Origin of the sequence: Methylobacterium sp. SD274 (assembly GCF_017355285.1) — a bacterium.
Lineage (GTDB): Bacteria > Pseudomonadota > Alphaproteobacteria > Rhizobiales > Beijerinckiaceae > Methylobacterium.
The window spans coordinates 22,485-46,691 of record NZ_JADIJP010000001.1; the positions used below are offsets into that span (position 1 = coordinate 22,485).

A 24,207-nucleotide genomic window follows, 5' to 3' on the forward strand; every position below is an offset into this window, starting at 1 on the left:
GCTAATCACCGAGATGAGGATAGGGTCGTGGCAACCCGGCGATTAGCTCCGCTGGTCGGCATGGGTTCGTGAGCGGAATGCATCAATGCGGCGCGGCGATCTCGACGATCTGGCGGCCTTCGTGGCCGTGGCGCGCGTCTGCAGCTTCACCCGCGCGGCGGCCGAACTCGGCCTTTCGCCCTCGGCCCTCAGCCACGCGATTCGTGGATTGGAGACGCGTCTCGGTGTTCGCCTTCTCGCACGCACGACGCGGAGCGTCGCCCCGACGCCAGCCGGCGACCGGCTCCTGCGCACGATCAACCCGGCGCTGGAAGAGATCGCTCGGGGACTCGCGGCGCTCGCCGACTGGCGGAGCGAGCCTTCGGGTACCATCCGGCTCACCACGTTTTCCTACGCCGCCCGCACGATCCTCGAACCGTCGCTTCCCCAATTCCTCCTCGACCATCCGGCGATCTCCGTCGAGGTTCTCGTCGACGACCGTCTCGCCGATCTGGTCGCTGCCGGCTTCGACGCAGGGATCCGCTTCGGCGAAGCCGTGGAAGGCGACATGGTGGCGGTGCGCGTCGGCCCCGATCTCCGCACGGTGGTCGTCGGCACGCCGGATTACTTCGCACGCCATCCTCGGCCCGAGACCCCGGCCGATCTGGAGCACCACAATTGCGTCAGCTACCGTCTTATCGGCGGAGGCGGTCTCCTGCCATGGGAGTTCGCTCGGGACCGACGCGACATACGCGTGCGCGCAGGCGGCCAGTTCATCGTCAATGATGGCGCGCTGGCAGCCTCCGCGATACGTGCGGGCGCGGGCCTCGGCTACATGCTGGAGACGGATGTCGTAGAGGATGTGGCGGCCGGCCGGTTGATCCAGGTGCTGGACGATTGGTGCCCGCCATTTCCAGGCTGTCATCTCTACTTTCCCAACCGCCAGATCTCGCCCGCGCTTCGGGCATTGGTCGATAGGTTGCGGTGGAAGAATTCCGAACCACGCGATCCAGCGGAATGAGGGCGGTGCTGCCACGTCGCAGCGCCGGCCGGGGTCGGCTACGCGTTCTGCGCGGACAGCACATGAGCGACGATCGCGTTGGCGTGACCGTGACCCATTCCGTGCTCTTCCTTCAGCATCGACACCAGTTCCATGTGCTTGGCGGGAAGTCGGTCTCTCACCAATTGTTGCCAGTCACCGATCGGGCGTCCGTACTTCTTCTCGATGGATGGAAAGTAAGACGCAGGTCCCTTGGTGGCCTCGGTAGACATGTGAGCGTTTTTCCCACGCATTGACCGGTATCAGCTTCACCAAAAATCGCCTGGATCGCAACCTCTTCGCATGAGTCGGCGCGGCGGCGGGACCGCAAATGCCGGTACGGATTGCCCGGAGCCCGTCGGATTCAGTGCCGGGCGTCCGATGGGGACCATGCACTGGTCCTGCCACGGGACCGCCCTCGGCATCCAAGACGGCACGAATCCTCATGCGATCCTTATAAGATCGTCCTCGCGTCCCTCTCGAACCCTAATGCGGTTCCGAGCCACATCGGAGGGCGAGCGCGACCGGTCACGGCACCGGCGCGCCGAACCGAAACGGACGCTCCATGCTCGATCTCACCTTCATTGCCCTGGGCCTCGGCTTCTTCGGCCTGGCCGCCGGCTACGCCGGCCTCTGCGAACGCCTCTGAGGCCCCCGCCATGACCCTCGACCTGATGCTGGGCGCCCTCGTGACCCTAGGGCTGCTCGGATACCTCACCTACGCCCTCGTCCGCCCCGAGCGGTTCTGAAGGAATTCCCCGATGAGTCTCAACGGCTGGTTCCAGATCGCGCTGTTCTGCGCGGTCGTCGTCGCGCTTGCCCGTCCGCTTGGCGGCTACATGTCCCGTGTCTTCACGGGCGAGCGTACGCTGCTCTCGCCCGTGCTCTCACCCGTCGAGCGCGGACTCTACCGCGTCGCCGGCATCGATGCCGAGCAGGAGCAACACTGGCTGGCCTACGCGTCGGCAATGCTCGCCTTTCACGTCCTCGGCTTCCTGACCCTCTACGCGCTGCTGCGCGTCCAGGCGCTGCTGCCGTTCAACCCGGACGGACAAGCCGGCGTCGCGCCGGACCTCGCCTTCAACACCGCGACGAGCTTCGTCACCAACACCAACTGGCAATCCTATGGTGGCGAGACGACGCTGTCGTACCTCACGCAGATGCTGGGCCTGACGCACCAGAACTTCCTTTCGGCCGCCACCGGTATCGCGCTCGCCGTCGCGCTCGTGCGTGGCTTTTCACGGGCCTCGGCGAAAACCGTGGGCTCGTTCTGGGTCGATTTGACCCGCACGACCCTCTACCTGCTGCTCCCGCTCTGCATGGTGCTGACGCTGTTCTACGTCTGGCAGGGCATCCCCCAGACGCTTTCCGGCGCCGTCGAGGCGACCACTCTGGAGGGCGCGAAGCAGACCCTCGCGGTCGGCCCCGTGGCCAGCCAGGTCGCCATCAAGATGCTGGGCACCAATGGCGGCGGCTTCTTCAACGCCAACGCCGCGCATCCTTTCGAGAACCCCACCGCGCTCTCGAACTTCGTCCAGATGGTCTCGATCTTCGCCCTCGGTGCGGCGATGACCAATGTGTTCGGCCGCATGGTCGGTGACGAGCGCCAGGGTTGGGCCATCCTCGCCGCCATGGGCGCGCTGTTCCTGGCTGGAACCGCCATCGTCTACTGGGCCGAAAGCGCGGGCAGCCCCGTCCTCAACGGCCTCGGCCTCACCGGGGGCAACATGGAGGGCAAGGAGGTCCGCTTCGGGATTCTCGGCTCTTCACTATTCGCCGCCATCACCACGGCGGCCTCCTGTGGCGCGGTCAACGCGATGCATGACAGCTTCACGGCGCTCGGCGGCATGATCCCGCTGATCAACATGGAACTCGGCGAGATCATCGTCGGCGGCGTCGGTGCGGGTCTCTACGGCATCCTGGTCTTCGTCATCGTGACGATCTTCGTGGCCGGTCTCATGGTGGGCCGTACGCCGGAATATCTCGGCAAGAAGATCGAGGGCCGCGAGGTCAAGATGGCGATGCTCGCCATCCTGTGCCTGCCCCTGATGATGCTGGGCTTCACGGCGCTGGCCACCGTCGTCGCGGCCGGCCTCGCGGGGCCCGCCAATGCCGGACCGCACGGCTTTTCGGAGATCCTCTACGCCTTCACCTCGGCGGCGGCCAATAATGGCTCCGCTTTCGGCGGGCTCACGGCCAACACGACCTTCTACAACACCACCCTCGGCCTCGGCATGCTGTTCGGTCGCTTCTTCGTCATCATCCCGGCGCTGGCCATCTCGGGATCGCTGGCAGCCAAGAAGACCGTGCCGGCCTCGGCCGGGACCTTCCCGACCCATGGCGGCCTGTTCGTCGGACTGCTGGTGGGAGTGATCCTCATCGTTGGTGGACTGACCTTCTTCCCGGCGCTCGCTCTCGGACCGGTGGTGGAGCACCTCGCCGGCGGCCTCGGGCAGACATTTCCGGCGGGGGGCTGAGATGCGTCGCCTGTCGCTTCCCCACTCCGCGCCGAATCGATCCGTCGTCCGCCGGGCGCTCGCCCTGCACCGACCCCGTCCCCCGACCTGGAGCCGGGTTCAACGAGACCGCCACGACCTCCGCATTTCGGATGTGATCCTCGGCATGCTCGGCCTGATCCTCCTCGGCGCCCTCTGCATCATGGCAGGAGCCGACCTGCTGACCCGCGCGCTGGCACCCTGAGCTCCGCTCGACGGCGCCGCCCCCAAATGCCTCCCTATCGGACAACCGCAATGGCCCGCCCAAACTCCTCCAGCCTGTTCAGCGCCTCCCTCGTCGGGCCGGCACTCCTTGGCGCCCTGACCAAGCTCGATCCCCGCAGGATGATCCGCAACCCGGTCATGTTCGTGGTCGAGGTCGTGGCTGCCCTGACCACGATCCTCTTCGCTCGCGACGTTCTCACCAGCGGGGCCAACCTCGCCTTTTCCGGTCAGATCATCCTGTGGCTCTGGTTCACCCTGATCTTCGCCAATTTCGCCGAAGCCCTCGCGGAGGGGCGTGGTAAAGCGCAGGCGGACAGCCTGCGCCGCACCCGGACCGAGATGACGGCCAAGCGCCTCACCGGCTCCGGCCGCGAGGTCGAGACCGTTCCGGGCACGTCACTCAAGGTCGGTGATGTGGTGCTGGTGGAGGCGGGGGATCTGATCCCATCCGATGGCGAGGTCATAGCCGGCGTCGCCTCCGTCAACGAGGCGGCCATCACCGGCGAATCCGCCCCGGTCATCCGCGAATCCGGCGGCGACCGCTCGGCCGTCACCGGGGGCACTCAGGTGCTCTCCGACGAGATCCGCGTGCGCATCACCGCTGCCGCCGGCTCGACCTTCGTCGACCGCATGATCGCCCTGGTGGAGGGCGCCTCCCGCCAGAAGACCCCCAATGAGATCGCGCTCAACATCCTGCTCGCCGGCCTGACCCTCGTCTTTCTGTTCGCGGTGGCGAGCATCCCGAGTTTCGCGAGCTATGCCGGCGGCGCGATCCCGGTCATCGTTCTCGTCGCGCTGTTCGTCACGCTGATCCCGACGACGATCGGCGCGCTCCTCTCGGCCATCGGCATCGCCGGGATGGACCGGCTGGTCCGGTTCAATGTGCTCGCCATGTCGGGCCGTGCCGTGGAGGCGGCCGGTGACGTCGATACCCTGCTCCTCGACAAGACCGGGACCATCACTCTGGGCAACCGGCAAGCCACTGAGTTCCGACCCGTGCGCGGTGTTTCCGAACAGGATCTGGCCGACGCCGCCCAGCTCGCTTCGCTGGCGGACGAGACGCCCGAGGGCCGTTCCATCGTGGTGCTGGCCAAGGACAAGTACGGCATCCGCGCCCGCGACATGGGAAGCCTGAACGCCACCTTCGTGCCCTTCACCGCCCAAACGCGAATGAGCGGCGTCGATGTCGACGGTTCCTCGATCCGCAAGGGCGCGGTGGAGTCGATCATCGCCTCGGTGAGCCCTCAGCCCGTGGCCGCGCGCGGATCGAACACCGCCCTGGCCTACGCCCCCGGACCCGCCACCGACATCGTGCGTGAGATCCAGGCCATTGCCGACGACGTCGCGAAGGCCGGCGGGACACCGCTCGCTGTGGCACGCGACGGGCAGCTGCTCGGCGTCGTCTACCTGAAGGACATCGTGAAGGGCGGCATCCGCGAGCGCTTCGCCGAGTTGCGCCAGATGGGCATCCGAACGGTGATGATCACCGGCGACAACCCGATGACGGCGGCGGCCATCGCGGCCGAGGCCGGCGTGGACGATTTCCTGGCCCAGGCCACGCCAGAGGACAAGCTGGCCCTGATCCGCAAGGAACAGTCCCAGGGCAAGCTCGTGGCCATGTGCGGTGACGGAACCAACGACGCCCCGGCGCTTGCCCAGGCCGATGTCGGCGTTGCCATGAATACCGGTACGGTAGCGGCCCGCGAAGCCGGCAACATGGTCGACCTCGATTCCGATCCGACCAAGCTCATCGAGATCGTCGGCATCGGCAAGCAACTGCTGATGACGCGGGGCGCGCTGACCACGTTCTCCATCGCCAACGATGTCGCCAAGTACTTCGCTATCATCCCGGCGATGTTCCTCGTGCTCTACCCGCAGCTTGGGGCGCTCAACGTCATGCGGCTGGCCTCGCCCGAGAGCGCGATCCTGTCGGCGATCATCTTCAATGCGCTCATCATCGTCGTGCTGATCCCGCTGGCGCTGCGCGGTGTGTCCTACCGCGCGGTCGGAGCTGGCGCGCTTCTGCGGCGCAACCTCCTGATCTACGGCCTCGGCGGTATCCTGGTGCCGTTCATCGGCATCAAGGCCATCGATCTCGCCATCACCGCGCTTCACCTCGTCTGATCTCCCCGCACCTCGTCCGAGCAGCCAAGCCAACTCACGACAGGCATACGTCCATGTTGACCCAGCTTCGCCCCGCTTTCGTCCTGCTGATCGCCCTGACGGCACTTACGGGGCTCGCCTATCCCCTCGCGATGACCGGCCTCGCGGGGGCGATCTTCCCGGCTAAGGCCGCCGGCAGCCTGATCGAGCGCGACGGCAGGATCGTCGGCTCCAGCCTGATCGGACAGTCTTTCACGGGTGCCGGGTATTTTCACGGTCGGCCCTCGGCGACGAGCGCCGCCGACCCGGCCGATTCCACCAAGACTGTCCCGTCGCCCTACAATGCCGCGAATTCCTCGGGCTCGAACCTCGGTCCGACGAGCGCCGTCCTGGCGGAACGGGTCAAGGGTGACCTCGACGCTCTGAAGGACGGGAATCCCGGCCAGCCGGTACCGGTCGATCTCGTCACTGCGAGCGGTTCGGGCCTCGATCCGGACATCTCGCCGGACGCGGCCCAGTTCCAGGTTCCCCGCGTCGCCAGGGAGCGCGGCCTATCGGAGGACAGGGTGCGCTCCCTCGTGGAGGCTCAGATCCATGGCCGGCTCGTCGGCATCCTCGGCGAGCCGCGCGTGAACGTCCTTGCCCTCAACCTCGCCCTGGACGATCTGAAGCCAAGATAATCTTGCCGCGTCATTCTTTCCGCATGTCGGGCCGCCCATGCTGAAGCCTCATCGCGATCCGGACCGTCCCTCGCCCGAAGCGCTGCTCGAGGCCGTCCGCCGGGAAGAGGGACATCACGGCCGCCTCAAGGTGTTCCTCGGGGCGGCTCCTGGCGTCGGCAAGACCTACGAGATGCTGACCGTCGGACGTGCTCGGCTCAAGGCCGGGACGGACGTCGTCGTTGGCGTGGTCGAGACACATGGCCGGTCCGAGACCGAGACTCTCGTCGAGGGCTTCGAGGTGATGGCCCGGCATTCCATCGCGTATCACGGCACGATGCTGGATGAGATGGACCTCGACGCCTTGCTCCTGCGTCGGCCCGCCCTGGCCCTCGTGGACGAGCTCGCCCACACCAACGCGCCCGGCTCGCGCCATCCCAAGCGCTACCAGGACGTCGAGGAACTCCTCGACGCCGGCATCGACGTCTACACCACTCTCAACATCCAGCATGTCGAGAGCCTCAACGACGTCGTCGCCCAGATCACCCGCATCCGCGTGCGGGAAACCGTGCCGGACGGTGTCTTGGACCGGGCCGACGACATCGAGGTGGTCGATCTCAGCCCCGACGACCTGATCCAGCGTCTGCGCGACGGCAAAGTCTACGTGAAGGGGAACGCCGAGCGCGCGCTGAAACACTACTTTTCCCGGGGCAATCTTACGGCCCTGCGGGAACTCGCGCTCCGCCGCACCGCCGACCGGGTCGATGACGAACTTCTCAGCCACATGCGGGCCAATGCCATCGCGGGTCCGTGGGGCGCGGGCGAACGGGTCCTCGTCTGTATCAGTGAGGATCCGCGCTCGGCCGGCCTCGTGCGCCACGCCAAACGTCTCGCGGACCGGCTGCACGCGCCCTGGACCGCCATCACGGTCGAGGGCCCTCGAACCCTCTCCCTCGACGAGGCCGCGCGCGACCGCATCGCCGACACCCTGCGCCTCGCCGACCGCCTCGGCGGCGATGCCGTGACGATCCCGGGTGGCCGTCGCGTCGCCGACGACATCCTCGCCTATGCCCGCTCGGCGAACGTCAACCACATCATTCTCGGCAAGGCCGACCGCTCGCCCTTGTTCGAGCTGTTCCATGGCTCGGTGGTGCACGATATCGTCCGGCGCTCCGGCACGATCAGTATCCACGTCATCGCCGGCGAGGCGATCGAGCCAGGTCCGGTTCCGCCGAAGACGGTGGCGACGGCCCCGGCCGTGCGTGCCTTCAGTCCCGGCCACTATGTCCTCGCCCTGACCGCCACGGCTTTAGGGCTCGGGCTCGCGCTCGTTTTGCAACCCTATCTCGGCGTCGAGAATGCCGACCTCATTCTGTTGACCGCGGTGGTGGCGGTGGCGGTGCGCCTCGGGCTGGGGCCGTCGCTGGCCGCGGTGCTGGCCGCCTCGCTCTCCTACAACTTCTTCTTTCTCCCGCCGGTCTACACACTCACCATCGCCGACCCGACCAACGTCGCCGCGTTCCTGCTCTTTACGGTGGTGGCCGTGGTGGTCTCGAACCTCGCCTCGCAGACCCGCCGGGAGGCCAGGGTCTCGCAAGGGCGTGCCCGTGCAACGGAGCGACTCTACGGTTTCAGCCGCAAGCTCGCCGGCTGCGGAACCCTCGACGACGTGCTCTGGGCCACCTCGGCCCAGATCGCCGCCATGCTCAAGGTCCGCGTCGTGCTCCTGTTGCCCGAGAACGACGTCGTCTCGGTGCGCGCCGGCTTCCCACCCGAGGACAGGCTGGATGCGGCCGATTTCGGCGCGGCGAAATGGGCCTTCGACAACGAAAGGCCGGCGGGACGCGGCGCCGACACCCTGCCGGGCGCCAGGCGGCTCTTCCTGCCGATGCGCACGGGGCGCGGCATCGTCGGCGTGATCGGCCTCGATGCGGATCGCATCGGCCCCATCCTCACCCCGGAGGAACGACGCCTGTTCGACACTTTGGCCGATATGGCGGCGCTCGCCATCGAGCGCGTCCGCCTCGTGGAGGATCTCGACCGCGCCGAGCGCGCCGCCGAGACCGACCGCCTGCGCCAAGCACTGCTCACCTCGATCTCGCACGATCTGCGCACGCCGCTCGCTTCGGTGCTGGGGGCGGCCACGACCCTGCGCGACCTCGATGGGGCTTTGGCCCACGAGGCCAAGGCCGACCTGCTCACGACCGTCATCGCGGAATCGGAGCGTCTGAACCGCTTCATCGTCAACCTCCTCGACATGACACGGCTCGAGGCGGGAGCGGTCGCTGCCAACCTCACCCTGCAGGACGTCGCCGAGATCGTAGACACGGCCCTGCGTCGCCTCGGTCCCATTCTGGTAGGACACCGCGTCGTGCTGGATCTGCCGGCGGGTTTGCCGGCCCTGCGCCTCGACCCCGTCCTGTTCGAGCAGGTGCTGGTCAACCTCCTCGACAACGCCGCCAAATATGCCCCGGAGGAGTCCACCGTCACCGTCCGGGGCTCGACCGAGGGGGGGCGGGTTCACCTCGCGGTGCTCGACGAGGGCGACGGCCTGCCTGAGGTCGATGTCGAACGCGTGTTCGACAAGTTCTATCGCGTCCGCAAAGGCGACAGCGTAAGGGCGGGAACGGGGCTCGGCCTCCCCATCGCACGCGGTTTCGTCGAGGCCATGGGTGGCGCAATGACGGCGGGAAACCGCCGTGACCGCCTCGGCGCGATCTTTACCATCGTCCTGCCGGTGCCCGGACACAGCCGGGCGGATCTCGCCGCATGAGCCTGAACATCCTCGTCATCGACGACGAACCGCCGATCCGCAAATTGCTGCGCATGGGGCTCGCGACCCAGGGCTACGCGATCTTCGAGGCGCCGAACGCCCGCATCGCCCTCGACCTCCTGGCCAAGGAGGCGATCGACCTCATCATCCTCGACCTCGGGCTGCCGGACATGCGGGGGCACGACCTCTTGCGCCGCATTCGCGAAGACCATCGCGACCTGCCGGTGGTCGTCCTGTCGAGCCGCGATGACGAGCCGGGCAAGGTCGAAGCTCTGGATCTCGGGGCCGACGATTACGTGACGAAACCCTTCGGTATGGGCGAACTCCTCGCCCGCATCCGTGCGGCCCTTCGGCATCAGCTCGCCGTCCAGGGTGAGCGTGCCCTGTTCGAGGTCGATGGCCTCAGCGTCGATCTCGTGCGCCGCATCGTCCGGGTGCGCGGAGCGGAAGTGAAGCTCACCCCGCGCGAGTACGATTTCCTGCGCGTGCTGATCCAGCATGCCGGCAAGGCACTCACCCACGCCCAACTCATGAAGGAGGTTTCGACCTCGTCGGACCCGCAATACCTGCGCGTCTACATGCGCCAGCTTCGCCTCAAGCTGGAGGCCGATCCCGAGCGGCCGCGCATCCTCCTCACCGAGACCGGAATCGGCTACCGCCTGCGCGCGCCGGAGGACGATGCCCGGACCTGACATGCCCTGACGCAAGCACCGACGGCTGCGTGGGCGATGGGCATGCGTCGCCAACTTCACCTTTCGCCATGCATCGAAATCCGGGGATTCGCGTTCATGGACCGACCTGACAAAGGCGGGCGTGGTGAAGCGCGCGCCTTCATCGAGAGGAACCTTCCGGACCTATGGAGCGCGATTGCGTCGTTATCGGCATCCACGGTCTCGCGAACAAACCACCCGCAGATGAGAAAACGCGATGGTGGAAGGCGGCCATCGACGAGGGCCTCGTTCGCAACGAAGGCATCGCCGATCCCCACTTCGCGTTCGACTTCGTCTACTGGGCCGATCTTCGCTACGACGCGCCGCTGTCCGGGGATGGCAACCGCGAGCCGTACCGGCCTTACGAGGGGACGGGACCTCTACCACGCGGGGAGACCGCGCCGACGCTCACCACCAACGCCATGTTGGCGCCGGTCTATGCCGGGATCGACGCCGTCGAGGAGGCAACCGGCGTGACCCTCGTCGACGATGTCATTCTCGAACATCGCTTCGACGACCTCTGGCACTATCACGCCGAACAGGACTTCGCCCGTCGGGTTCGCACGCGGCTGATCGAACGCCTGAAGGCATTCAGCGCCCATCGCATCCTTCTTGTCGCCCATTCGATGGGGTCGGTCATCGCCTACGACGTCTTGCGGATGCTGGAACGGGACGAACCATCATTGAGGATCGACCACCTCGTCACGGCGGCGTCGCCATTGGGCCTGGCGAAGGTGAAGCTCAAATTCGAGGCCGAGCACGACACATTACGCGTGCCGAACAACGTCGCGGCTTGGACGAACCTCGCCGATGGAGAAGACGTCGTCGCCATCATGGGTGATCTGGCGACGGACTACTCACCAAACGAGACCGGCATCCGCATCGACGACCGGAGAGTCATGAATGCGTACCGGCGTCCCGGCGGGGAGCCGAACCACCATAAATCCTACGGTTACCTGCGCACGCCCGAATTTTCAGCCATCGTCTCGAATTTCGTTTCGCGTGAGCAACGGCCCGTCAGGAGCGCGGAATCCGTCTGAAAGCAGGGGGGATCGTCGCCGATCCGCCCCCAGGGTGCACTTTCGAAGCCTGGGTCTCTGCTGCAGGCGACGGGCGCCGCTCAGCGGCACGGCTCCGCCGCGGTCTCGCTCCAGCTCCGCAATGGGAAGGCTCGGTCATAGCCGAGATTGAAGAGGAAGGCGTAGACCACGTAGAAAGCCGCGATCGCGAGATCCATGAAGAAGGCTTGCGCGAGGCCGATCCCGAGATACCAGGCGATCGGCGGCAGCATGATCATGAGCAGACCTGCCTCGAACAGAACGGCGTGCCCCACTCGCAGGGGGAGGCTCTTTCGCGTGTGACCGGCGAGTCGTTGCATGGCTCGATCGAAACCGAGATTGTAGACGTAATTCCAGGCCGTTGCGATCACGGCGCTGCCCACGCCGATCATTCCCATATCGGAGGCGTGCAATCCGAACAGCACGGTACCGAACGGGATGATCAGCGCGAGCCCGAACATCTCGAACAGGAGGGCGTGGCGGATACGGTCGCGTGTGCTGCGCATGGTCATACCTTGAACAATCTCGTTGGTTGACCGCTTCCTATCTGCGATACCCAAAGCATCAAGTTGGTATGTATCTCGGATCCAGATAGATGGCCGTCTCACTCGACCAGCTTCAGGCCTTCGTGGCAGCGGCCGAGGCCGGGTCCTTCTCCGGCGCAGCCCGGACATTGCGAAAGGCGCAGTCGGCCATCAGCACCCAGGTGGCGAACCTGGAGACGGATCTGGGCGTGGCGTTATTCAGCCGGGCGGGCAGGAACCCGGTGCTCACACCGGCGGGAGAGCGGCTGCTGCTCGAAGCGCGCGTGGTGCTCGACAGGCGGGAGCATCTCATCGGCGTGGCGAGCAGCCTGGAGCGGCGGGTGGAGAACCGGCTGGTGGTCGCCATCGACGAACTCTACCCCGAACATGCGCTCGGCGCCCTCTTCGCCGATTTCGCGCGGCATTTCCCCTTCGTGGAACTGGAACTGCTCTTCCCGCTGATGGAGGATGTCAGCCGCATGGTTCAATCCGGAGCCGCCGATCTCGGTGTGATGTGGCGCCAGGAGGTCCTACCCACGGAACTGGGCTTCCAGACCATCGGCTGGGTACCGCTCAAGCTCGTCTGCGGATGCGATCACCCGCTGGCGAAAGCACGCGTGGAGTGGGAGGAACTGAAGCGCCACCGCCAGATCCTCGTCGCCGCGCGCAGCGACGGGCCGGAAAAGCGCCGCCTGCGGGTGGCCGCCGAGGTCTGGTGGGTGGAGAGCCATTGGGTGATCCTCGAACTGGTAAAACACGGGATCGGCTGGGCCTTCGTCACCGACCACGTCATCGCGGCGTCTCAGACCGCGCCGTACCTCGTCACGCCGGACCTGCAATTCGACAAAGGCGATTGGCCGATCGCCCTGGAACTGGTCTGGCACAAGCAGCGCCCCTGCGGCCCCGCTGCGGCTTGGCTGCGCGAGCGCTTCGCGGCGGAAAGGGTCGGCACCCTGTCGAACGGTAGCCAAGCAGGGTGAGGGACGGAATGCGAACTCGTCCCGGTGGAGGACGCCTTACAATCGCGGGGCAATCAGCCCTTCATGAGCGGGAACCGGACCGGTGGCACGAGACGGGTCAAGGCCGTTCCCATGCCGCGCGGACCGGGCCGGCCGCATTGTCCGGCTTCGCATCGCCGATGAAGATCACCACCGGACCGTGATCGGCCCGGCGCGGGTCGTAGAAATCGAGCAGGTTCGGGTGAAGGCGCTGGATATAGTCCGGGCGCACGCCTTCCCGTCGTAGCAGGTGGTCGATGACGACCTGATCGCCGTGCACGGCGTTCGGGACCGGTCCGCATGACCCCGCCTCCATCCAGCGCGCAGGGGCCGCCGTAAAGGCGGTGGAAAGGAAGTCCAGTTCGCCGCCCTCCCAGCGCATCAGGGCGCTGGAGAGACGGCCCTTGTGGAAATAATCCTCCATCGCGGCCAATCCCGGCGAGGCGAGGGCGTCGGCCGGCCCGGTGAAGACGGTGTCGAGGTCGCACAAAACCGTCGTTCCCTGCGTCAGGCCGGGGCGAAACGCCTCCATCTTCGCCCACCATGCTGGCCAATCGTGCCGGAGCGCCACGCGCTCTACACCGGCCATGGCGAGGGGAAGGTCCGTCAGGCAGAGTATCCTGTCGAAGGCCGGGGCGTGGCGGCGCACGCCGCGAGCGAGGCGCTCGACCCAGGTCGCGTCGTAACGGCCTCCGCCCTTCAGGACGGTGATCAGCGTGGTCATGTGGGAAACTCGGTCTTGTGAGGAGCCCGGCCCAGGGATGGGCGGTTCATTCGGAGGTGTGCAGGCGGAGCCGCCCGGCCGCCTCGGCCTCTGCGAACCACGCGCGTTCGGCGGCCCAGGGATGGCCGGGCCAGCCGGCAAAGCCGAAGCCATAGGCATCGACCGGCTCGGATTGTGGTCGCCGGCCGAGGAGGAGCGCTAGCGTCACGAGGAATCCGGTGCTGGGGTTCGGCCGTCCCGTGGTGCCAGGCGCGAGGCGACGCCGCCCCTCGCGGTGCAGATCTTCGGACAGCACGTGGACCGGTTTGCCGAGGGGAGACAGCAAGGCCAGCACCTCGCGGGTCCAGCACATCTGTTCAGGCCGGTTCTCCTCTGCGGCGAGCATCGGGAATGGCAGGATGAACGCTTCGGCGCACCGGACGACGGGGCGATCGAGGAAGCGCGGGTCGGCCAGCCATTCGCGCATCTGTCCACCGCGATTGACCAGGGCGAGGTGCGTGACCCGGAAGCCGGTGCTCCCGCCGAAACCCGCCGCGTTGTTGAAGCGCACGACAGAGGCGGCGGCGTCGATGGCGGCGGCGGCCTCGATTCCCGGCGCGTTGCCGACGATGGCGAGCGGCGAATCCGGTAACCGCAGCACGTCGCGGGAGAGGGGGGAGTCGACCTGGGTGTTCACTTGCGGCAGGGGTACGAGGAACAGCGGAGGTATGGCGTCGGACCCGCGCGGCAAGGTGCGAGCGGGGAGGGGGACCGATGATGCGTCGATGCTTTGTCTGTGGCGCCCCCATGCTGCAGCCGACCGACCGGCACCTCATCTATCCGGGTGGACGCCGCCGCGCCTTTCCGCTCGCCTGCGCGTCCTGCGGCCTCCTGCTGGCGGCGGATGCAGAGCGTCAGGGATGCCGCGCGGATCTCGCCGAGCGCCTTTCGGGCCCGATCTTCCTTCCCGACCCGGAGGGGGGCTACGGGTTGGATCTCTACACCCTGCGCAGTGCCGCGACCGGCTTCGGCCTTGGCGTTCGTGCGCTCGACGACGAGGGTCGGACCGACCTTCGGCATCCCCATAGCGACCGTGCCGCGCGGGCGAACCTCTACGCCCTCGACGGGGCGGCGGGAGTGCCGGTCTCCCTGGGCCTGCTCTGCCGGCCGCCCGAGCTCGACGCCGTCCTGGCTAACGTGGCGAGCCATGCGGGCTGGACCGACGATGTCGTGATCCTGCTCGACGCGCCGGCGCATCCGCCGCGAGCCGTGCCCAAGGCCGGATTTCCACCGAGTGCCGTGCGGGTGGGCGCCCGGCCCATGGACGGTGATTTCAGTACGCAGCGCAACGTCCTTCAGGATCTCGCCCGCAATCCCTGGATGCTACAGCTCGATGCCGACGAGAGCCTCACTGCCGATTCCGGCCAGCTCCTTCCGGCGCTGGCTGCCATGGCGGAGGCGGACGACGTCCTCTCCGTCGGCTTGGCGCGCCGGAACCGTGTCGACGGCATCCTCTCGGACGTCTACCCGGACGTGCAGTATCGGCTCAATCGCAAGTCCGTGCGCTATGCGGGCCGCGTGCATGAGCGGCCGGTCCTCGACGGCGGCTGGCCACGCAGCTTCATCGCCCTGCACGGGGCGATCGAGCACCGTCTGAGCCGGGCCCATGTCCTGGCGCGTTCACGGCGCTACGAGAGCCTGGACCCGGGACGCGGACGTCCCGAGGAGGAGGCCGCGCTGCTGCAGCCCTACCGGGAGTGAGGCCGCGCTGACCCGTGGGCCTGGGCCGCCGCGATGGCCCGGGCGTAGAGGTCGAGGGTATCTCTGGCGAGCACCTCCCGGCTGAAGCGGCCAGCCGCCGCCAGTGCGTTGGTCCGATAAGTGCGGCGCAGAGCCGGATCGGCCAGCAGCGGACGAACGACATCGGCCAGGGCCGGGCCGGTAGCCTCCTTGGCCAGCGGCCCGGCGCCGGGCCCGCCTACGAACCTGCGCGCGCTCGCGTCCTGCGCACAGGCCACCACCGGCCGGCCATAGGCGAGGGCCTCCTGATAGACGAGGCCGAAGCTCTCGTAGCGCGAGGGGGCGAGCACTGCGTGCGCCTCGGCATAGGCGTCGGCGAGGTCTTCCGCGGGCACCCGGCCGCGTGCGCGAATGCAGGCCCGCGCCGCTTCAGGAATGTCGGCCGGGAGATCCGTTGCCGGCACGCCGACGAGATCGAGCACGAAGGCGGGCACGGCGCCGCGCCTCGCTTCCTCGGCTAGGATCGCGACCGCAGCGAGAAGCGCGTCGAAGCCTTTCCGTGCTTCTGCCCGGCCGACGAAGAGCAGGCGTACCGGCCCTTCATCCTCCGGGTAGGGCGCGGCGCGCGCCGCTGCCGTGATCTCCGGCGGCAGGCTGAGGCCGATCACTGCCTCCGGCTGTCGGCCGGACAGGCCGTAGGCTCGGGCGATCACGGCCCCGTGCTCGACGGTGTTGGCGATCAACCCGGCGCTGCCGCGTCCCTGGCGGCGTTCGAGGGCATCGGCGGCTCTTCCGTCCAGGCCATCGCGCAACGAGCCGGCGGGCGGGCGCGTGAAAGCGGCGGGCGTCGAACTGCGCGTGACCAGCGGCAGGTCTCGGCGGCCGGTCAGCAGCGCGGCGGGGGCGTACCAGTTCGTTGCCTCCACGACGCCGAAGGGAGCTCGGGCATGGTCGGCGAGGATGGCATGGCGGAAGGCAAACGGCGCGGCGAGGTGCCCGGCCGAACCCCAGCGGCGCAGGCGGGCCAGCCCGCCGTCCGGCGGCAGGCCAATCCCCGCAACCGTCACGCCCTCGACCCGTTCGCGGCCGACGCGGTCGAGGGTGAAGACCGTGACGTCGACGCCGGCCTCGGCGAGGCTTTCGGCGATCTCCCGGGCGGCGGTCGAGAGACCGCTCGGTGCCGGCGGATAATCCCACGTGAGGAGCGCAACGCGCATCAGGCAGCAAGCAGGCGGCGATAGACGGCGAGGTAATCGGCCGCCATGCGCTCGGCGGTGAAGCGCGCCTCGAAGCGGCGGCGGATGACGGCGCGGTCGAGGCGGCCGATCCGGCCCAGGGCCTCCACCGCCTCGGCCTCGGAGGAGACGACGAAGCCGGTCACGCCGTCCTCGACGATCTCCGGCACCGAGCCGCGGTTCCAGGCGATCACTGGCGTGCCACAGGCCATCGCCTCGATCATCACGAGGCCGAAGGGCTCGGGCCAGTCGATGGGGAAGAGCAGAGCCCGCGCGCTTCCCAGGAGATCCGCCTTCCGGGAATCGTCCACGGGACCGAGATAGGTCGCGTCCTCGCCGAGGAGCGGGCGCACGTGGCGTTCGAAATAGTCGGGGTTGCCGACGTCGATCGTGCCGCCGAGCCGGATCGGCAGGCCGGCGGCGCGCGCGACACGGATGGCGGTGTCCGGCCGCTTCTGGTCGGTCATCCGACCGACGAAGGCGACATGGTCGCCGGGCTGCGTCTGCAAGCCGTAGCGGTCCCGCGCGATGCCGTGATGGACGATCCCGGCCCGGTTGGAGGCCGGAATACCCGCCTCTTGTGCCGCCGAGATCGCCGCGACCGGCAGGTCGGGAAACCCTGCGAAGAACAGCGCCCGGTCGAGCTCGTCCACCCGCCAGTGGATTGTGGTCAGGCTGTGCCGCCGGCGGGCTCCGAGGAGCGCCGCATGCGAGAAATCGCCGTGGCAATGGATGATGTCGAACTCGTCCATCCGCAGCCGCAGCGCCTCCAATTGCAGCGCATCGAGCGCCGCAGGGACGCCGGGTGCAACGCGACCGTGACGGCTTTCGAGGGCCGCCAGACTGGGATGGTCGCCGATGCGTGGTAAGTCTGTCGCACTGTCGGACGGCGCGAACAGCGTTATTTCGACGCTGAGGTTTCGTAGTGCCGTGCTGAGGTCATGAATGACCCGCTCCGTGCCACCGTGATGCTCGGGAGGAACAGGGAAAATGTTCGGGGCGACTTGGGCGACGCGAATCACGGAGCGGACCTCAACTACAGAATTTGCTTGTCTCAGCGCGCTTACAACGCTGTCGGCCTGATGTTTATCTTGCATATCGCCCTTCAGGGCTGCCTGCGCGGCGGCGGAGTGGTGTTTGGGCTCACCGCCGATACCGGCGGCCATATCCGCTACCTGCTCGATCTCGTGGCGGCCTCGTCACAGGATCCCGGCATCGACAGGATCGTCATGGCGACACGTCTGTTCGACGGCACGCATGGGCCGGATTACGCCGTGCCCGAAGAGCGCATCTCCGACAAGGTGGAGCTCGTGCGGCTCGCGAGCGCGTCCCCCGTCTATCGCGCCAAGGAGGAGATGCACGAGGAGGTGGCGAGCTTCGCCCAGAGCCTCATGGACTGGATCGCACGGCAGCCTCGGGCGCCGGACATGATCCATGCCCATTACGCCGATGCCGCCTCGGTCGCGAGGCTCGTCGAGGACGAACTCGGGATTCCCTTCGTGTTCACCGCCCATTCGCTCGGGCGGGTCAAGGCATCGATGTTGGGTGTAGGAGCGGAGACCTCCGCCGATCTCGCCCACCGCATCGCTGCAGAAGAGGAGGCGCTGGCTAGCGCCAGTCTCGTCATCGCCTCGTCCCGGGACGAGGCGGAAGTGCAATATGCCGGATACGTCGCCTACGATCCCGGACGCATCCGGGTCCTGCCACCGGGCAGCGATCTCGCACGGTTCGCGTCTGCCGTGCCCCTTTCGCGGGTCGATGCCACCATCGACCGCTTTCTGCAGGATCCCGGGAAGCCCGCCCTGTTGGCACTCGCCCGGCCGGTGGCGCGCAAGAATCTGGCGGCGCTGCTGCGGGCCTATGGCGAAAGCCCGGCCCTGCAGTCCCGCGCCAACCTCGTCCTCATGGCCGGCACGCGCGAGGACATCGATGCGCTCGACGGCGACATGGCCGCCACCCTGCGTGAGATTCTGGTGCTGATCGACCGCTACGATCTCTACGGACGCGTCGCCTATCCGAAGACTCACGACCCGGAGGATGTGCCGGCGATCTACGCCTATGCCCGCGTGCGCGGCGGCCTGTTCGTCAATCCCGCCCTCAACGAGCCGTTCGGTCTGACATTGTTGGAAGCCTCGGCGTCGGGGTTGCCGCTGGTCGCCACCGATAGCGGCGGTCCCAACGACATCGTCGAGACCTGCGGCAACGGTCTCCTCGTCGATCCGCGCGCGCCCGACGCGATCGCGGCCGCGTGCCTGCGCATCCTCGGCGAGCCCGACCTCTACGCGCGGTGTGTGGCGGGAGGCGCGCACGCGGCCGCCGCCTATGACTGGGATCAGCATGCGGCGCGCTACCACGACCTACTGCGGGCACTCCTGGCGCCCGAGCCGCCCATGGCGGAGCCAAGGCAATTGCTGATCTGCGATATCGACAACACGCTGGTGGGTTGCGAGGCGGCGCTCGGCATCTTCCGGCGCTGGCGCAGCTGGCAGGCAGGTTTGGCCTTCGGTGTCGCCACCGGTCGCTCCTTTCACAGCGCCATGGCGATCCTCGAGCAGCAGGCCAGTCCGCGCCCGCAGGTGATGATCACCTCGGTGGGGTCCGAGATCTACCATCTCGACCCCAACGGCGTGACCTACACGGCCGATCTGGCTTGGCGCGACGCCGTCTCGACCGGGTGGGACCGTGCCGGCATGCAGGCGGTGCTCAGCAGTCTCGATGGGCTCGTGCCCCAGGGGGGGCTGGAGCAGCGCGGGCACAAGCTGAGCTATTTCGGGGATGCCGCGGCGGCTGAGGCGGTACGAAACCGCCTCGCGCAAGCGGACCTCCGCGCCAACGTGATCCACAGCCATGGACGCTACCTCGATGTCCTGCCGGTGGCGGCATCCAAGGGCACCGCGGTGCGCCATGTCCGCGCCCTCTACGGCTTGCCGGAGAGAGCCGTGTTCGTGGCGGGCGATTCCGGAAACGACGTGGAGATGCTGCGCGCCGAGGCGCAGGCCATCATCGTCGCCAATTATTCCGACGACCTGGCGAGCCATGCGGCCCTGAAGCATTCCTACGTCGCCCGGACCTCGCACGCCCGTGGCATCATCGAAGGCGTCGGCCATTTCCGCAGGATGCTGGTCGATGCGGGCTGAGCCTTTGGACCGGCCTTCCGCGAGCGTGCTCACGCTCGTGCGCGGCCGGGCCGACCGCCTGCGCAATCTGATGCGTGGATTGACCCGGCAGTCCGTGCGGCCACATGAGCTCGTGATCGCCTGGATGCAGCCAGAACCGGAGGCGGACTTGCCCGATCCGGGCTGCCCCGTGCGCCATATTCTCGTGGCCGGGGAGCCGATGCCGCTGGCCGCCGCCCGCAACCGCGCAGCCGAGGCCGCCACCGGAGACCTGCTGGTTTTCCTCGACGTGGACTGCATTGCCTCGCCCGGCCTCGTCGGTGCCTATCGCCGGGCCGCATCGGAGACGGACGGCCTCTTCCTCGGCGAGGTGCTTTATCTGCCGCCGGGGTTGGATGCGGAGACGGCTTCCGACGACGCGGCTTTGGCCCGACACGGCCGGGCACATCCGGCACGGCCGGCGGTCCCGCGAACGGGCCTGCGCCGGGAGCCCGATCCCGGCCAACTCTGGGGCCTGTCCTTCGCGCTGCCGGCCCGCGCCTGGCGCGCCGTCGGCGGCATGGACGAGGCCTATGCCGGCTATGGCGGCGAGGAGACCGACCTCGCCACCCGCCTCGACGCTTCCGGTCTCCCGACGTTCTGGGTCGCGGGGGCGCGCGCCTATCATCAGCACCACCCGGTCCACGTGCCGCCGCTGCAGCATTTCGAGCCCATCCTCGCCAATGCCACCCGCTTCCGCCGGGCGCATGGACGCTGGTGCATGACCTACTGGCTCGGTCAGTTTGAGGCCGCCGGATTGATCGCCTGGGACGCGGACTCCCCCGAAATCCGGGTCATCCGCCATCCGAGTACCGCCGAAATCGCCGCCGCCCTGCGGCCCGACGCCCTTTACTCCTGACGAAATGCGACCCGTGACATCGATCAAGAAGCCCATCGCGTTCTTCGTCCACCACCAGGGACGCGGCCATGCCAACCGCACGATGGCGTTGGCGGCCGAGTTCGCACGCGACCGGCCCGTCTCTGTGCTCACCGCCGGCCCGCAGCTGTTCGAGGGGTTTTCCCGCGATATCGAGATCGTGACGCTGCCGAACATGATCGGCGCCGAGGTACCGACCGCGCGACTCTATGCGGAGCCGACGCCGCAGGTGATGCACTGCGTGCCCCTCGGCCTCACCGAGATGCGCCGGACCATGCGGCGGATCCTCGACCATCTCGACGAACGTGACGTCGGCCTGTTCGTGGTCGACGTCTCCGCAGAGATCGCGCTGCTCGCGCGCATCGCCAGCGTTCCGGCGGTGCAGATTCGCATGCACGGGGACCGCTCCGACATTGGCCATCTGGGCGCCTACGAGGCCTGTGTCGGCATGCTGGCCCCGTTCGACGAACGCATGGAACAGGACGACTACCCGGCTCAGCTGCGGGCCAAGACTTTCTACAGCGGCGGCCTTTGCACCAGCGTCGACGGAGTCCTGGGCCGCGCCGAGGCACGTGCGAAGCTCGGCCTCGACCCCGACCGCGAGATCGTCGTCGCGGTCACGGGGGGAGGGGGCAGTGGCACCCCCTACGCCCCCCTGACGGTGGCCGCACGCGCCGCGCCCGAAGCCCTTTGGCTGACTCTCGGGCCCACCCACCGCGAGGGGCACGAGACGGATTTCTCCAACCTGCGCGAACTCGGCTGGGTACCCTCGGTGACCGATTATCTCGCCGCGGCCGACATCGTCGTGGCGTCGGCGGGCGACAACACGATCCACGAGGTCGCGCGCGTCGGCGGGCGCCTGATCGTCATGCCGGAATGGCGCTACTTCGGTGAGCAGACCCGCAAAGCCGAGGCCCTGGTCCGGCTTGGTGCCGCCGTCCAGGCCCCGGTCTGGCCAGGCGACCTCAAGGGCTGGCGCGATCTCCTCGACCGGGCTCGCGCCCTCGACCCCGGTCCCTTGCGCAGCCTTTACGCGCCGGACGCCGCCCGTCGTGCCGCCGGCTGGCTCGAAGGGCTGACCGACGAACTCTGGCAGGGCGCAGCGGAGCGTCCCGCGCTCACCGTCGTTGCCGCAGGCTGAATGCCCCTCGACCCCATCGTTGAAACCCGCCCGGAGCCAGACCGACCGATGTCCACCGTTTCCGTCGTGACCCTGGCCAAGGGACGGCCCGCGCACCTGCGCAACGTGCTGCGGGGCTTGGAGCGCCAGACGCAGAGGCCCGCCGAGTTCATCATCGCGGTGATGCAGGACATGCCCTACGACCTGCCCGAGGTCGGCTTCCCGGTCCGCCAGATCCTGGTGCCGGGTACGGATCTGCCGCTGGCGGCGGCCCGCAACCGGGGCGTCGCGGAAGCCAGCGGGGACGCGGTGATCTTCCTCGACGTCGACTGCATCCCGGCCCCCGAACTCGTCGCCGACTATGCAAGAGGCCTCGCCGAACTCGACGGCCTGCTGATGGGTGAGGTGCTCCACCTGCCCGAGCACGCCACTGCGGGCGACTGGACCATCGCGGATTTTGCAGCGGTCGCGGAGAAGCATTCCGACCGCCGGGGCCCCCCGGCCTCCGGCCTCGAAATCTGTCCCGATTATCGCTGCTTCTGGTCCCTCAATTTCGCTATCCGGCGCGCCACCTTCCTGGCCACCGGCGGCTTCGACGAGCGCTATACCGGCTATGGCGGCGAGGACACGGATTTCGGCAAGATCCTCGACCAGGGTGGGATTCCCATCGCCTGGATGAAGGGCGGCCTCGCCTATCACCAGTACCATCCGCACCACATGCCACCTGTCCACCATCTCGACAGTGTGGTGCGCAACGCCGAACTGTTCGAGGCCAAGTGGGGCTACCGGACGATGGGCCACTGGCTCTACGCCTTCAAGGTGATGGGCCTGATCGACGACACTCCCGACCAGCCGATCCGCATCCTGCGCCGGCCGGAGCCCGGTGATTTCGCACTCACCGGCCAGCAGAGCCATCAGCCCTACAGCAATTCGGCCTCCGTCATCCGATACCTCGAAGCCCAGTCGGCCACGGCTCTCACCGCGTGAGGATCGCGCTCCTCGCCCATCTGCGCCATCCGGTGGCGGCCCCCTTCGCGGGTGGAATGGAAGCCCATTGCTGGACCCTCGCCGAGGGGCTGATGGCGCGGGGACACGAGGTGGTGCTGTTCGCCGCCGGGGACAGCGACCCGCGCTTCGTGATCGATTCGGTGATTCCGGTGCATCACGAGCGCAGCTTCCCCGGCCTGGAGCACCGGGGCGATTCCGGGCTCAAGGCTCATGTGGATGCCGGCTACGCCGCTGCCTGCGACCGGATCGCGGCCGGCGGCTTCGACGTGCTGCACAACAACTCGCTGAGCCGCCTGCCCCTGGAGCGTCGGCGCTTGGCGGCGGTGCCGACTGTGACGTCGCTCCACGTCCCGCCCTACGACGCCCTGCGCTGGTTCGTGCAGGAGAGCCTCGTGCCGGGACATCGGATCACCGTCACGTCGGAGGCCCAGCGCAAGGTCTGGTGGCCCGGTGCGCCACCGGAGAATGTGTCCGTCCTCCATAACGGCATTGATCCTCGCGCCTGGCCTTATCGTGATCGGGGTGATGGCAGCGCCGTCTGGTCCGGGCGCATCGCGCCCATCAAGGGCACTCATCTCGCCGTCGCGGCGGCGCAGCGCGCCGGCCTCCCCCTGACGTTGTTCGGTCCGATCGAGGATCGGGAATACTGGGACGCGCGGGTCGCCCCGCAGCTCGGCGGCGCCATCCGCTACGGCGGCCACCTCTGCGGCGACACGCTTGCGAAGGAGATCGGCCGCGCCTCCGTCTTCCTGTTCACGCCCTGCTGGGACGAGCCCTTCGGCCTCGTGGTGATCGAGGCCATGGCCTGCGGCGTGCCGGTGGCCGGGATCATGATGGGAGCCGCCGCGGAGGTCGTGGGCGAGGCCGGATATCTCGTGCCGCCGGACGACATTTCTGCGCTCGCCGTCGCGATCGGTGAGGCCCTCACGATCCCGCGCGAGGTCCCGCACGCCCGTGTCATGCGCCTGTTCACCCGCGATCTCTGGCTGGAACGCTGCGAGGCCCTCTACGCGCAGGCGCAAGTGCAGGCGCAGGTGAAGCACCCCTGAGTTCCCTCGCCCCTCCGGATGCCCGCCCCGAGGATGGGCGCAACCTCATCGTGAGCCGCCCATGAGCCCCATTCCCTGGACCCGCCTCGCCGTCATCGACGCCCTCTGGCACGGCCGCGATCCCTTCGCGGACCCGCCGGATGACCTGCGGCCCCTCGATCTCCAGGGCTGGCGCAGCGTCCATCCCTATCTCGACGAAGCCGTCATCGAATTCCGGCCTCACGTGGTCGTGGAGATAGGAGCCTGGAAGGGCGCGAGCACACTGCATCTGGCCAGGACCATGGCGGCGCATGGCGTCGAGGGAACCGTCATCGCGGTGGATACCTGGCTCGGCGCCGTCGACCATTGGGCGGATTCGGGTCTGTTCGCCGAACTCGCCACCGAACACGGCTATCCGAGCCTTTACCGGAGCTTCCTGGCCAATGTCCTGCGCGAGGGGCTGGCGGACCGGGTCGTACCGCTTCCACTGGACTCGGTGAACGCTGCGGAACTGATGCGCCTGCGCAACGTCGCTGCCGACGTCATCCATCTGGATGCCGGCCACGAAGAGTCTTCCGTGGCGGCGGACCTTCGGGCGTGGTGGCCGGTTCTGCGCCCGGGCGGCCTGTTCGTCGCCGACGATTATGACCGCCTGGGCGGGAGCTTCCCCGGGGTCACGCGGGCGGTCGACGCCTTCTGCGCGGAAGCCAGCGTAAAGGGGCCCTGGTCGCAGGAGGGGAAGTGCAAGTTCCTCAAGCCGGTCTGAAACCTAGGCCGG

General features: G+C 68.0%; 23 protein-coding genes. 17 read left to right on the forward strand and 6 right to left on the reverse strand.

Annotated elements, in window-relative coordinates; all coding sequences use genetic code 11:
- Positions 1 to 85 precede the first annotated feature (85 nt).
- Entirely contained in the window at positions 86 to 1,000 is a 915-nt protein-coding gene (locus IPV08_RS00125; protein ID WP_207409875.1) for a LysR family transcriptional regulator, read from the forward strand.
- 38 nt (positions 1,001 to 1,038) lie between these two features.
- On the opposite strand, the gene IPV08_RS00130 is transcribed toward IPV08_RS00125, so the two are convergent.
- The gene (locus tag IPV08_RS00130) at positions 1,039 to 1,251 is read right to left on the reverse strand and encodes a DUF4287 domain-containing protein (protein WP_207409877.1); all 213 of its coding nucleotides are present in this window, start codon (positions 1,249 to 1,251) and stop codon (positions 1,039 to 1,041) included.
- Positions 1,252 to 1,677: 426 nt separating this feature from the next.
- Here IPV08_RS00130 and IPV08_RS00135 point away from each other — a divergent pair, with 426 nt between their 5' ends.
- The 8 genes from IPV08_RS00135 (at position 1,678) to IPV08_RS00170 (ending at position 11,023) form a co-directional block, all read left to right on the forward strand.
- Complete coding sequence (locus IPV08_RS00135) at positions 1,678 to 1,767, forward strand: K(+)-transporting ATPase subunit F (protein WP_056423457.1); 90 nt, start codon at positions 1,678 to 1,680, stop codon at positions 1,765 to 1,767.
- Between the two features lie 12 nt (positions 1,768 to 1,779).
- The gene (gene kdpA / locus IPV08_RS00140; protein WP_207409879.1) at positions 1,780 to 3,495 is read left to right on the forward strand and encodes a potassium-transporting ATPase subunit KdpA; all 1,716 of its coding nucleotides are present in this window, start codon (positions 1,780 to 1,782) and stop codon (positions 3,493 to 3,495) included.
- A gap of 1 nt (position 3,496) precedes the next feature.
- Positions 3,497 to 3,718 (forward strand): hypothetical protein, encoded by a 222-nt coding sequence (locus IPV08_RS00145; RefSeq protein ID WP_207409881.1) that lies wholly within the window; start codon positions 3,497 to 3,499, stop codon positions 3,716 to 3,718.
- 50 nt (positions 3,719 to 3,768) lie between these two features.
- On the forward strand, positions 3,769 to 5,862 hold the full coding sequence (gene kdpB, locus IPV08_RS00150; RefSeq protein ID WP_207409883.1) for a potassium-transporting ATPase subunit KdpB: 2,094 nt from the start codon (positions 3,769 to 3,771) through the stop codon (positions 5,860 to 5,862).
- Positions 5,863 to 5,915: 53 nt separating this feature from the next.
- Positions 5,916 to 6,521 (forward strand): K(+)-transporting ATPase subunit C, encoded by a 606-nt coding sequence (locus IPV08_RS00155; protein ID WP_207409885.1) that lies wholly within the window; start codon positions 5,916 to 5,918, stop codon positions 6,519 to 6,521.
- A gap of 37 nt (positions 6,522 to 6,558) precedes the next feature.
- Entirely contained in the window at positions 6,559 to 9,273 is a 2,715-nt protein-coding gene (locus IPV08_RS00160) for a sensor histidine kinase KdpD (protein WP_207409887.1), read from the forward strand.
- Positions 9,270 to 9,965 carry a response regulator transcription factor gene (locus IPV08_RS00165; RefSeq protein WP_207409889.1) on the forward strand — a complete coding sequence of 232 codons (696 nt, stop codon included), beginning with the start codon at positions 9,270 to 9,272 and terminating at the stop codon, positions 9,963 to 9,965. The genes IPV08_RS00160 and IPV08_RS00165 overlap by 4 nt, the downstream gene beginning before the upstream one ends.
- A gap of 164 nt (positions 9,966 to 10,129) precedes the next feature.
- The gene (locus IPV08_RS00170) at positions 10,130 to 11,023 is read left to right on the forward strand and encodes a hypothetical protein (protein WP_207409892.1); all 894 of its coding nucleotides are present in this window, start codon (positions 10,130 to 10,132) and stop codon (positions 11,021 to 11,023) included.
- Positions 11,024 to 11,103: 80 nt separating this feature from the next.
- On the opposite strand, the gene IPV08_RS00175 is transcribed toward IPV08_RS00170, so the two are convergent.
- Positions 11,104 to 11,547: a PACE efflux transporter gene (locus IPV08_RS00175; protein ID WP_207410370.1), complete on the reverse strand. Its 444-nt coding sequence runs from the start codon at positions 11,545 to 11,547 to the stop codon at positions 11,104 to 11,106.
- 89 nt (positions 11,548 to 11,636) lie between these two features.
- Here IPV08_RS00175 and IPV08_RS00180 point away from each other — a divergent pair, with 89 nt between their 5' ends.
- A complete protein-coding gene (locus IPV08_RS00180; protein ID WP_207409894.1) occupies positions 11,637 to 12,545 on the forward strand; it encodes a LysR family transcriptional regulator in 909 nt (302 codons plus the stop codon).
- Between the two features lie 97 nt (positions 12,546 to 12,642).
- Here the strand turns inward: IPV08_RS00180 and IPV08_RS00185 are convergent, their stop codons facing one another.
- Positions 12,643 to 13,287, reverse strand: a complete 645-nt coding sequence (locus IPV08_RS00185) for a hypothetical protein (RefSeq protein ID WP_207409896.1) — start codon at positions 13,285 to 13,287, stop codon at positions 12,643 to 12,645.
- 46 nt (positions 13,288 to 13,333) lie between these two features.
- Positions 13,334 to 13,963: a hypothetical protein gene (locus IPV08_RS00190; RefSeq protein WP_207410372.1), complete on the reverse strand. Its 630-nt coding sequence runs from the start codon at positions 13,961 to 13,963 to the stop codon at positions 13,334 to 13,336.
- 80 nt (positions 13,964 to 14,043) lie between these two features.
- Here IPV08_RS00190 and IPV08_RS00195 point away from each other — a divergent pair, with 80 nt between their 5' ends.
- Positions 14,044 to 15,027: a hypothetical protein gene (locus tag IPV08_RS00195; RefSeq protein ID WP_207410374.1), complete on the forward strand. Its 984-nt coding sequence runs from the start codon at positions 14,044 to 14,046 to the stop codon at positions 15,025 to 15,027.
- Here the strand turns inward: IPV08_RS00195 and IPV08_RS00200 are convergent.
- Positions 15,015 to 16,223, reverse strand: coding sequence for a glycosyltransferase family 4 protein (locus tag IPV08_RS00200; RefSeq protein WP_207409898.1), 1,209 nt, complete (start codon positions 16,221 to 16,223; stop codon positions 15,015 to 15,017). The two genes, IPV08_RS00195 and IPV08_RS00200, sit on opposite strands and share 13 nt — an antisense overlap.
- Entirely contained in the window at positions 16,223 to 17,263 is a 1,041-nt protein-coding gene (locus tag IPV08_RS00205; RefSeq protein WP_207409900.1) for a glycosyltransferase, read from the reverse strand. Before IPV08_RS00205 ends, IPV08_RS00200 begins: the two co-directional genes overlap by 1 nt.
- Before the next feature lie 60 nt (positions 17,264 to 17,323).
- On the opposite strand from IPV08_RS00205, the gene IPV08_RS00210 reads away from it, so the two are divergent.
- From IPV08_RS00210 to IPV08_RS00235, 6 genes are all read left to right on the forward strand, one after another.
- Positions 17,324 to 19,378 (forward strand): HAD-IIB family hydrolase, encoded by a 2,055-nt coding sequence (locus tag IPV08_RS00210; protein WP_207409901.1) that lies wholly within the window; start codon positions 17,324 to 17,326, stop codon positions 19,376 to 19,378.
- The gene (locus tag IPV08_RS00215; protein WP_207409909.1) at positions 19,368 to 20,255 is read left to right on the forward strand and encodes a galactosyltransferase-related protein; all 888 of its coding nucleotides are present in this window, start codon (positions 19,368 to 19,370) and stop codon (positions 20,253 to 20,255) included. The genes IPV08_RS00210 and IPV08_RS00215 overlap by 11 nt, the downstream gene beginning before the upstream one ends.
- 22 nt (positions 20,256 to 20,277) lie before the next feature.
- Positions 20,278 to 21,414, forward strand: coding sequence for a glycosyltransferase (locus IPV08_RS00220; RefSeq protein WP_207410376.1), 1,137 nt, complete (start codon positions 20,278 to 20,280; stop codon positions 21,412 to 21,414).
- A gap of 48 nt (positions 21,415 to 21,462) precedes the next feature.
- Entirely contained in the window at positions 21,463 to 22,380 is a 918-nt protein-coding gene (locus IPV08_RS00225) for a galactosyltransferase-related protein (RefSeq protein ID WP_207409910.1), read from the forward strand.
- Complete coding sequence (locus IPV08_RS00230) at positions 22,377 to 23,450, forward strand: glycosyltransferase (RefSeq protein WP_207409911.1); 1,074 nt, start codon at positions 22,377 to 22,379, stop codon at positions 23,448 to 23,450. Before IPV08_RS00225 ends, IPV08_RS00230 begins: the two co-directional genes overlap by 4 nt.
- 61 nt (positions 23,451 to 23,511) lie before the next feature.
- The gene (locus IPV08_RS00235; RefSeq protein WP_207409912.1) at positions 23,512 to 24,195 is read left to right on the forward strand and encodes a class I SAM-dependent methyltransferase; all 684 of its coding nucleotides are present in this window, start codon (positions 23,512 to 23,514) and stop codon (positions 24,193 to 24,195) included.
- Positions 24,196 to 24,207: the final 12 nt, after the last annotated feature.

Excerpts from the sequence above, each read along its gene's own strand:
- IPV08_RS00210 (WP_207409901.1), top strand. The coding sequence starts at position 17,324 with ATGTTTATCTTGCATATCGCCCTTCAGGGCTGCCTGCGCGGCGGCGGA.
- IPV08_RS00135 (WP_056423457.1), top strand. The coding sequence starts at position 1,678 with ATGACCCTCGACCTGATGCTGGGCGCCCTCGTGACCCTAGGGCTGCTC.
- IPV08_RS00155 (WP_207409885.1), top strand. The coding sequence starts at position 5,916 with ATGTTGACCCAGCTTCGCCCCGCTTTCGTCCTGCTGATCGCCCTGACG.
- IPV08_RS00175 (WP_207410370.1), bottom strand. The coding sequence starts at position 11,547 with ATGCGCAGCACACGCGACCGTATCCGCCACGCCCTCCTGTTCGAGATG.
- IPV08_RS00160 (WP_207409887.1), top strand. The coding sequence starts at position 6,559 with ATGCTGAAGCCTCATCGCGATCCGGACCGTCCCTCGCCCGAAGCGCTG.
- IPV08_RS00195 (WP_207410374.1), top strand. The coding sequence starts at position 14,044 with ATGCGTCGATGCTTTGTCTGTGGCGCCCCCATGCTGCAGCCGACCGAC.
- IPV08_RS00170 (WP_207409892.1), top strand. The coding sequence starts at position 10,130 with ATGGAGCGCGATTGCGTCGTTATCGGCATCCACGGTCTCGCGAACAAA.
- kdpB (WP_207409883.1), top strand. The coding sequence starts at position 3,769 with ATGGCCCGCCCAAACTCCTCCAGCCTGTTCAGCGCCTCCCTCGTCGGG.
- IPV08_RS00130 (WP_207409877.1), bottom strand. The coding sequence starts at position 1,251 with ATGTCTACCGAGGCCACCAAGGGACCTGCGTCTTACTTTCCATCCATC.
- IPV08_RS00125 (WP_207409875.1), top strand. The coding sequence starts at position 86 with ATGCGGCGCGGCGATCTCGACGATCTGGCGGCCTTCGTGGCCGTGGCG.
- IPV08_RS00165 (WP_207409889.1), top strand. The coding sequence starts at position 9,270 with ATGAGCCTGAACATCCTCGTCATCGACGACGAACCGCCGATCCGCAAA.
- IPV08_RS00200 (WP_207409898.1), bottom strand. The coding sequence starts at position 16,223 with ATGCGCGTTGCGCTCCTCACGTGGGATTATCCGCCGGCACCGAGCGGT.
- IPV08_RS00235 (WP_207409912.1), top strand. The coding sequence starts at position 23,512 with ATGAGCCCCATTCCCTGGACCCGCCTCGCCGTCATCGACGCCCTCTGG.
- IPV08_RS00215 (WP_207409909.1), top strand. The coding sequence starts at position 19,368 with ATGCGGGCTGAGCCTTTGGACCGGCCTTCCGCGAGCGTGCTCACGCTC.
- IPV08_RS00180 (WP_207409894.1), top strand. The coding sequence starts at position 11,637 with ATGGCCGTCTCACTCGACCAGCTTCAGGCCTTCGTGGCAGCGGCCGAG.
- IPV08_RS00225 (WP_207409910.1), top strand. The coding sequence starts at position 21,463 with ATGTCCACCGTTTCCGTCGTGACCCTGGCCAAGGGACGGCCCGCGCAC.
- IPV08_RS00185 (WP_207409896.1), bottom strand. The coding sequence starts at position 13,287 with ATGACCACGCTGATCACCGTCCTGAAGGGCGGAGGCCGTTACGACGCG.
- kdpA (WP_207409879.1), top strand. The coding sequence starts at position 1,780 with ATGAGTCTCAACGGCTGGTTCCAGATCGCGCTGTTCTGCGCGGTCGTC.
- IPV08_RS00145 (WP_207409881.1), top strand. The coding sequence starts at position 3,497 with ATGCGTCGCCTGTCGCTTCCCCACTCCGCGCCGAATCGATCCGTCGTC.